The organism is Pseudomonas sp. 05T35 (assembly GCF_056396605.1).
In genome coordinates, this window is record NZ_JBFTLU010000302.1 from 1 (window position 1) to 8,320 (window position 8,320).

Sequence of the window (8,320 nt, forward strand, 5' to 3'; positions counted from 1 at the left end):
ATTACAAGAGCCTGTACCCGTCGATCATCCGGACCTTTTTGATCGACCCGGTGGGACTGGTGGAGGGCTTGCGCCACCCCGACGACAGCGAGTCGGTGCCGGGATTCCGAGGTGCGCGTTTCTCGCGGACGCGGCATTGCCTGCCAGCGATTGTCGCCCGTGTATCGGAAGGCCGGGAAGTTGCCAAGCGCGAGCACAATGCGCCGCTTTCCCAGGCCCTGAAAATCATCATGAACGCGTTCTATGGCGTACTCGGCTCCAGTGGCTGCCGGTTTTTCGATACGCGCCTGGCGTCATCGATCACCTTGCGCGGGCACGAGATCATGCTCAGGACTCGCCAACTGATCGAGGCGCAAGGGCACGCGGTGATTTATGGCGACACCGACTCGACCTTCGTCTGGCTGCGGCGTGCTCATGGTCAGGAAGAAGCGGCGCAGATCGGCCGGTCTCTGGTCGAATACGTCAACCAGTGGTGGCGCGATCACTTGCTGAAAGAGTTCGGGTTGCACAGCGTGCTCGAACTGCAATTCGAAACGCACTTTCGACGGTTTCTGATGCCGACCATTCGCGGCGCGGAAGAGGGCAGCAAGAAACGCTATGCCGGGCTGGTGACACGTGCCGACGGCACTGACGAAATGGTCTACAAAGGCCTGGAAACCGTGCGCACCGACTGGTCGCCGCTGGCCCGGCAATTTCAGCAGGAGCTCTACCTGCGAATCTTTCACCGTCGGCCTTATCAGGATTACGTTCGCGAGTTTGTCCGGGCGACGTTGGCCGGTGAGCACGATGACCTGCTGATCTATCGCAAGCGCCTGCGCCGGCCATTGGACGACTATCAACGCAACGTACCGCCCCATGTGCGCGCCGCACGCCTTGCCGACGAATACAACGATCGACTGGGCCGGCCACTGCAGTATCAACGTGGCGGCTGGATCAGCTACGTGATCACGGTGGCGGGTCCCGAACCGCTGGAAACCCGCAGCGCGCCGATTGACTACGACCATTACGTCAGCCGCCAACTGCAGCCGGTGGCGGACGCGATCCTGCCGTTTGTCGATGACGACTTCAGCACGCTGATTGGCGGGCAATTGGGTTTGTTCTAAGCCTMAGACCATCGCCAGCCGATGCTTGCGGGTGGGGGCGCCAAACGCTCGATCCAGTGCCTGAAGATCTTCAGCATCGAGCTTCAATTCGCCGGCGGCAGCGTTCAACCGCACGTGTTCTGGATGTACCGCTTTGGGAATGGCAATCACGCCGTCCTGACGCAGAATCCAGGCCAGTGACACCTGGGCCGCAGTGACGTTATGGCGTGCGGCGATCTGCTTCAGCACCGGCTCGACCAGAAGGCCCCCAGCCTGGGCAATCGGACAATAAGCCATCAACGGCATGCGCTGTTGCTGGCACCAGGGCAGCAGGTCGAATTCGATGCCGCGCTCCTCGAGGTTGTAGAGCACCTGATTGGTGGCGCAGGCGTCCGAGCCCAATTCGTGCAAGTCCGCTACGTCGAAATTCGACACGCCCCAACGGCCAATCTTGCCGTCGTCGCGCAGGCGTTCGAAAGCATCGACGGTCTCTGCGAGCGGAAACTGGCCGCGCCAGTGCAGCAAATACAGATCGATGTAGTCGGTTCCCAAACGGCGCAAGCTGCGTTCGCAGGCCAGAGGAATACCGCGTTGGCTGGCGTTGTGCGGGTAGACCTTGCTGACCAGAAACACCTGATCGCGAACACCGGTAATGGCTTTGCCAACCACTTCCTCCGCGCCGCCCTCGGCATACATTTCTGCGGTGTCGATCAGGGTCATTCCCAGCTCGATGCCGGTGCGCAATGCAGCGATTTCACGGGTTCGTTGTTGCGGATCTTCACCCATGCGCCAGGTGCCCTGACCAATGACAGGGACGGGCACCCCAGCCAGTTCAAGCGTTCGCATCACAACCTCCAGACGAGACTTGATGAATAGAAATTGGGCCGCAGCGAAGCCAAGAGGTTCTATCGCACACTCGACGCCATCCATTGCATATATTTAAAAGGAATAAATATCTAGTTATTTATTCCTTTGTTCTGTTTTCAATCGGGTGCATTTTAAGGCTGTGCACAGCCGTGCTCATGTAGCCATTTCGACAGGAAGCCTAGTCATGACCATCAAAGCGATCAACGTCCGCAATCAGTTCAAAGGCATCGTCAAGGAAATCCTGGAAGGGCCGGTGGTCTCTGAAGTCGATGTACAAACCGCTTCCGGGATTGTCACTTCGGTGATTACCACGCGTTCGATTCGCGATCTCGAGTTGGTGGTGGGCAGCGAGGTCATCGCGTTCGTCAAATCCACTGAGGTCTCGATCGCCAAGCTCTGACGATAGTGGGATAACTGCCAAAAGCAAAAAGGGCGCCCGAGGGCGCCCAAAATCACCTTAACCGAGGAGCCAGGTGAGGCCGTTCGTGTAACTGCGGCGGTGGTAAGGCGCTGCGTGAACGGAATTGCGTGGCACGCCCAAAGGCGTGCCGTTATCTATTCAGTGCTGTCGCGATGAAACGCGACGGCGTTAAGCCGTCGCACCGATCTGTTGGGTAGCAGGTCGTTGTGAAGCCGGTTGCGTCCAGGATTCGCTGGCGGTCTGATCCATGGCTTCCTGGATCGCGCGCTTGCGAGTGGCTTCGGCCTTGCGGCTGAAGWACCAGACCATGAAGGTCACGATCGACACCGCSARCAGAATCAGGCTGGCCACCGCATTGATCTCGGGCTTCACGCCCAGRCGYACGGCCGAGAACACTTCCATCGGCAAGGTCGTGGAGCCCGGCCCGGAGACGAAACTCGCCAACACCAGGTCATCCAGCGACARGGCRAACGACATCATGCCGCCGGCGGCCAGCGASGGYGCGATCATCGGAATGGTGATCAGGAAGAACACCTTCMAYGGCCGSGCACCGAGGTCCATSGCSGCCTCTTCGATGGACAGGTCCAGCTCACGCAAGCGCGCCGAGACCACCACCGCCACATAGGCGGCGCAGAACGTGGTGTGGGCGATCCAGATGGTGACGATGCCGCGTTCCTGCGGCCAGCCGATCATCTGTGCCATCGCCACGAACAGCAGCAACAGCGACAGACCGGTGATCACTTCCGGCATCACCAGCGGCGCGGTGACCAGGCCGCCGAACAGCGTGCGGCCCTTGAAGCGGGTGACGCGGGTCAGCACGAAAGCGGCGAGTGTCCCCAGTGCTACGGCGGCAATCGCGGTGTAGCAGGCGATTTCCAGCGAGCGCACCACCGAGCCCATCAGTTGAGTGTTGTCCAGCAGGCCGACGTACCACTTCACCGACCAGCCGCCCCAGACTGTCACCAGTTTCGAGGCGTTGAACGAGTAGATCACCAGGATCAGCATCGGCATGTAGATGAACAGCAGGCCGAGCACCAGCATCATTCGTGAAAATCCGAAACGGTTCATGCCCGTCCCTCCATCTCTTTGGCCTGGCTGCGGTTGAACAGGATGATCGGCACAATCAGGATCGCCAGCATCACCACCGCCAATGCAGACGCCACTGGCCAGTCACGGTTGTTGAAGAACTCCTGCCACAGCACGCGACCGATCATCAGGGTTTCCGGGCCGCCGAGCAGTTCCGGAATCACGAACTCACCGACCACTGGAATGAACACCAGCATGCAGCCTGCGATGATGCCGTTCCTGGCCAGCGGTACGGTGATTTTCCAGAAGTTGTTGAAGTTGCTTGAACCCAGGTCCGATGCGGCCTCCAGCAGACTGCCGTCATGCTTGACGAGGTTGGCGTACAGCGGCAGCACCATGAACGGCAGGTATGCATACACCACGCCGATGTAGACCGCGGTGTTGGTGTTGAGGATTTCGATCGGCTCTGAAATCAGTCCGGTCCAGAGCAAGAAGGCATTGAGCAAACCGTTGTTGCTGAGGATGCCCATCCACGCATACACGCGGATCAGGATGGCGGTCCAGGTCGGCATCATGATCAGCAGCAGCAGGACGTTCTGCGCTTCCTTGCTGGCCTTGGAAATCGCGTAGGCCATCGGGAAACCGATCACCAGGCACATCGCCGTGCTGAGGGCGGCCATTTTCAACGAGCCCAGATAAGCCGAGATGTACAGCTCATCGTCGCCCAGCATGGCGTAGTTGCCGAGGTTCAACAGCAGATGGAATTTCTGTTCGGCGAAGCTGTAGATCTCGGAGTAGGGTGGAATGGCCAGGGCTGCTTCGGAAAAACTGATCTTCATCACCAGGAAAAACGGCAGCATGAAGAACAGGCACAGCCACAGGAATGGAATACCGATCACGACTTTACGGCCGCTCGGCAAAGACCGCTGAAACTGCTGAGTGAGAGTGTTCATGCGCGCAGTACCACGCCGCTGTCGTCTTCCCACCAGACGTAGACCTGATCGTCCCAGGTCGGGCGTGTGCCACGGCGTTCGGCGTTGGCCATGAACGACTGCACGATCTTGCCGCCAGGCAGCTCCACGTAAAACACCGAGTGCCCGCCGAGGTAGGCGATGTCATGCACCTTGCCCTGAGACCAGTTGTAACGGGTATCGGGTTTGAGGGTGCTGACCAGCATTTTTTCCGGGCGGATGGCGTAGGTGATCGACTTGTCCTGCACCGACGTACTCACGCCGTGACCGACGTAGATCTTCTGTTCCAGGTCCGGGCTGTGAATGATCGCGTGACCTTCCAGATCTTCTACAACGGTGCCGTCGAAGGCGTTCACGTTGCCGATGAATTCGCAGACCATGCGGCTGACCGGCGCTTCATAAATGTCGACCGGGCTACCGATCTGGGCGATCCAGCCCAGGTGCATGATCGCGATGCGTTGGGCCATGGTCATGGCCTCTTCCTGGTCGTGGGTCACCATGACGCAGGTCACGCCGACGCGCTCGATGATTTCCACCAACTCGAGTTGCATCTGCGAGCGCAGCTTTTTATCCAATGCACCCATCGGCTCATCGAGTAGCAGCAGTTTCGGACGCTTGGCCAGCGAACGAGCCAACGCAACACGCTGACGCTGACCGCCAGAGAGCTGATGCGGCTTGCGCTTGGCGTACTGGGTCATGTGCACCAGCTTGAGCATTTCTTCGACGCGGGCTTCGATTTCACTGGCGGGCAGACGGTCCTGCTTCAGGCCGAAGGCAATGTTCTGCGCCACGGTCATGTGTGGAAACAGTGCGTAGGACTGGAACATCATGTTGATCGGCCGCTCGTACGGCGGCATATCGGTGATGTCCACGCCATCGAGGTAGATCCGCCCTTCGGTCGGTCGCTCAAAGCCTGCCAGCATGCGCAGGAGTGTCGATTTGCCGGAACCCGAACCGCCCAGCATGGCGAAGATTTCGCCTTGGTGGATGTCCAGGGACACATCGTCTACGGCAATGGTTTCGTCAAATTTCTTGGTTACGCGGTCGACTCTCACCAGAACCTTTTTCGGTTGCTGATTACCTTCCAGAGCCTTCCTGTAAATGCTGGAGGCGTTTGCCATGTGAAACTCCCAACAGGTGTCAGTCGTCGGGCCAATACGGCCTGACTTAATAGTTGATTGCGAACCCGCACCGGGCGATGCCAGTCAGTTCAGCGGGCATTCGCGAGCAGGCTCGCTCCCACAGGGGATCGCGCTTGCTGGGTATCGTCCGGCCTGGGCCAATTCGGCGCCGCCGTCCTGGCTGCCTGGTCGTACTTGTTGTTATTGCGGTGTGTCGTTTTCGTGAGTCACGGATGCGCAAGGGCGCGCCCGCCCGACTCACGTGGGCAGTAAATGGATTAATCGAGTGTTCAGTCAGCGCGGATTACGCAGCGCCGCCCGTTGCCGGCACGCGTCGCCAAACGCCTGGAAGATGCGCAGGTACACCGGGTTGTCCAGGACCTGCCATTCCGGGTGCCATTGCACGCCGAGGGCGAAGGCCTTGCTGTGCTCAACGGAAATCGCTTCGATCAGGCCATCGGGAGCGATGGCTTCGGCGCGCAGGCCGGGGGCCAGTCGGTCGATGCCTTGGCTGTGAATCGAATTGACCTGGAACACCGGCGGCAATTCCAGCGCTTGGAACACACCGCCCGGTTGCACATTGACCGCGTGAGCCGGTGCGTACTGCACCGCCAGGTCCGGATGATCCGCTTCCCGGTGATCGAGCATGCCGGGCAGTTCGTGGACCTTCTGATGCAGGCTGCCGCCGAACGCCACGTTCATTTCCTGAAAGCCGCGACAGATACCGAGCACCGGGACACCGGCGGCAATCGCTGCACGCAATAAGGGAAGGGTGGTGCTGTCCCGGGCAGGATCGTGATCCGTGCCGGGTGCGCTGGCGGGGCCTTGATAGTGGAAGGGCTCCACATTCGACGGCGAACCGGTCAGCAACAAGCCGTCGAGATGCGCGAGCAGCTCATCAATCTCGGTCAGTTCGCCTAAGGAAGGAATGATCACCGGCAGCCCCAGAGCCGCGACGCTGACAGCACGCAAGTACTTGTCGCCGCTGACGTGGTAGGGGTGCAGGCCAATCTGTTTGACGCACGCAGTAACGCCGATCAATGGCTTGAGTGCCATTTTTATCACCTCGAAGTTTCACACTTGAACGAGCTTTTCCGGAGCTTAGCCTCGTTGATTTTAATTAACAACTCTCATGTAAAAAATTCTAAACGCAAAAACGGTCGGGAATCCGGGGTGGCGCGGGTTTCAGGCAGTAAATAGGGTGGTTGGTGGCTGAGGCGGCCAATAAATTCAACGTGAAAGGCGCTTCGTTCGCTATTGACTTCACTTTGCCTTTCGGTTTGACTGGGCTCGTGAAAGTGCGGTGAACATAATAATTAACAGCTAATAGGTGCATCATGTCGGTCCCTCTGCGTGCCGTTCAACTCAACGAAGCAAACGCATTCCTTAAGAAATATCCTGAGGTTTTGTACGTCGACCTTCTGATTGCGGATATGAACGGTGTGGTGCGCGGCAAGCGCATCGAGCGCACCAGTCTTCATAAGGTTTACGAAAAAGGCATTAACCTGCCGGCGTCACTGTTCGCTCTGGACATCAATGGTTCCACGGTGGAAAGCACCGGCCTGGGCCTGGACATCGGTGACTCCGACCGAATCTGCTACCCGATTCCCGGCACCCTGAGCATCGAGCCTTGGCAGAAGCGCCCCACCGCGCAACTGTTGATGACCATGCACGAACTCGAAGGCGAGCCGTTCTTTGCCGACCCGCGTGAAGTGCTGGCCAATGTGGTGCGCAAGTTCGATGCAATGGGCCTGACCATCTGCGCCGCGTTCGAACTCGAGTTCTACCTGATCGACCAGGACAACGTGAACGGTCGTCCGCAGTCGCCACGCTCACCGGTTTCCGGCAAGCGTCCGATGTCGACCCAGGTGTACCTGATCGACGACCTCGACGAATACGTCGATTGTCTGCAAGACATCCTTGAAGGCGCGAAAGAGCAGGGCRTCCCGGCTGACGCCATCGTCAAGGAAAGTGCGCCGGCGCAGTTCGAAGTGAACCTGCATCACGTCTCCGACCCGATCAAGGCCTGCGACTATGCGGTGCTGCTCAAGCGTCTGGTGAAGAACATCGCTTACGACCATGAAATGGACACCACCTTCATGGCCAAGCCGTATCCGGGCCAGGCGGGCAACGGTCTGCACGTGCACATTTCGATTCTCGACAAAGAAGGCAACAACATCTTTGCCAGCGAGGATCCCGAGCAGAACGCCGCACTGCGTCACGCGATCGGCGGTGTGCTCGAGACCCTGCCGGCGCAGATGGCCTTTCTCTGCCCGAACGTCAACTCGTACCGTCGTTTCGGCGCACAGTTCTACGTGCCGAACTCGCCGAGCTGGGGCATCGACAACCGTACCGTTGCGGTCCGTGTGCCCACCGGTTCCGCAGACGCCGTGCGAATCGAACACCGCGTGGCTGGCGCCGATGCCAACCCGTACCTGCTGATGGCCTCGGTGCTGGCCGGTATTCACCACGGCCTGACCAACGAAATCGAGCCGGGCCCACCGGTGGAAGGCAACAGCTACGAGCAGAACGAACAGAGCCTGCCGAACAACCTGCGCGATGCACTGCGCGAGCTGGACGACAGCGAAGTCATGGCCAGGTACATCGACCCGCTGTACATCGACGTGTTCGTGGCGTGCAAGGAAAGCGAGCTGGCCGAGTTCGAGAACTCCATCTCGGACCTTGAGTACAACTGGTATCTGCACACTGTCTGACGGCTAAACCCCTGTGGAATTGGCGGTGCACACACAACATGTGTCCACCACCATTCCCTGTGGGAGCGAGCCTGCTCGCGATAGCGGCGGATCAATCAATATTGATGTCATCTGGCAC

At 59.1% G+C, this 8,320-nt stretch carries 7 protein-coding genes and 1 pseudogene; 3 read left to right on the forward strand and 5 right to left on the reverse strand.

Going from position 1 to position 8,320, the window contains the following annotated elements; genetic code table 11:
- Positions 1-1,103, forward strand: a 1,103-nt coding sequence (locus AC1DH9_RS20795) for a DNA polymerase II (RefSeq protein ID WP_477808702.1), incomplete at its 5' end; no start/stop codon positions are given.
- Between the two features lie 6 nt (positions 1,104-1,109).
- Here AC1DH9_RS20795 and AC1DH9_RS20800 read toward each other — a convergent pair.
- Positions 1,110-1,928, reverse strand: a pseudogene (locus tag AC1DH9_RS20800) (aldo/keto reductase); the annotation flags it as partial.
- A 205-nt stretch (positions 1,929-2,133) separates the two neighbouring features.
- Between AC1DH9_RS20800 and AC1DH9_RS20805 the strand changes: the two are divergent.
- Entirely contained in the window at positions 2,134-2,349 is a 216-nt protein-coding gene (locus tag AC1DH9_RS20805) for a TOBE domain-containing protein (RefSeq protein ID WP_054598130.1), read from the forward strand.
- 189 nt (positions 2,350-2,538) lie between these two features.
- On the opposite strand, the gene AC1DH9_RS20810 is transcribed toward AC1DH9_RS20805, so the two are convergent.
- From AC1DH9_RS20810 to AC1DH9_RS20825, 4 genes are all read right to left on the reverse strand, one after another.
- Positions 2,539-3,438 (reverse strand): ABC transporter permease subunit, encoded by a 900-nt coding sequence (locus AC1DH9_RS20810; protein ID WP_477808703.1) that lies wholly within the window; start codon positions 3,436-3,438, stop codon positions 2,539-2,541.
- Positions 3,435-4,316, reverse strand: a complete 882-nt coding sequence (locus tag AC1DH9_RS20815; RefSeq protein WP_427543829.1) for an ABC transporter permease subunit — start codon at positions 4,314-4,316, stop codon at positions 3,435-3,437. Before AC1DH9_RS20815 ends, AC1DH9_RS20810 begins: the two co-directional genes overlap by 4 nt.
- 29 nt (positions 4,317-4,345) lie before the next feature.
- Complete coding sequence (locus AC1DH9_RS20820; RefSeq protein WP_054598125.1) at positions 4,346-5,488, reverse strand: ABC transporter ATP-binding protein; 1,143 nt, start codon at positions 5,486-5,488, stop codon at positions 4,346-4,348.
- 294 nt (positions 5,489-5,782) lie between these two features.
- A complete protein-coding gene (locus AC1DH9_RS20825) occupies positions 5,783-6,544 on the reverse strand; it encodes a gamma-glutamyl-gamma-aminobutyrate hydrolase family protein (RefSeq protein ID WP_427543796.1) in 762 nt (253 codons plus the stop codon).
- 281 nt (positions 6,545-6,825) lie between these two features.
- Here AC1DH9_RS20825 and AC1DH9_RS20830 point away from each other — a divergent pair, with 281 nt between their 5' ends.
- Positions 6,826-8,202, forward strand: coding sequence for a glutamine synthetase family protein (locus AC1DH9_RS20830; protein ID WP_477808704.1), 1,377 nt, complete (start codon positions 6,826-6,828; stop codon positions 8,200-8,202).
- Positions 8,203-8,320: the final 118 nt, after the last annotated feature.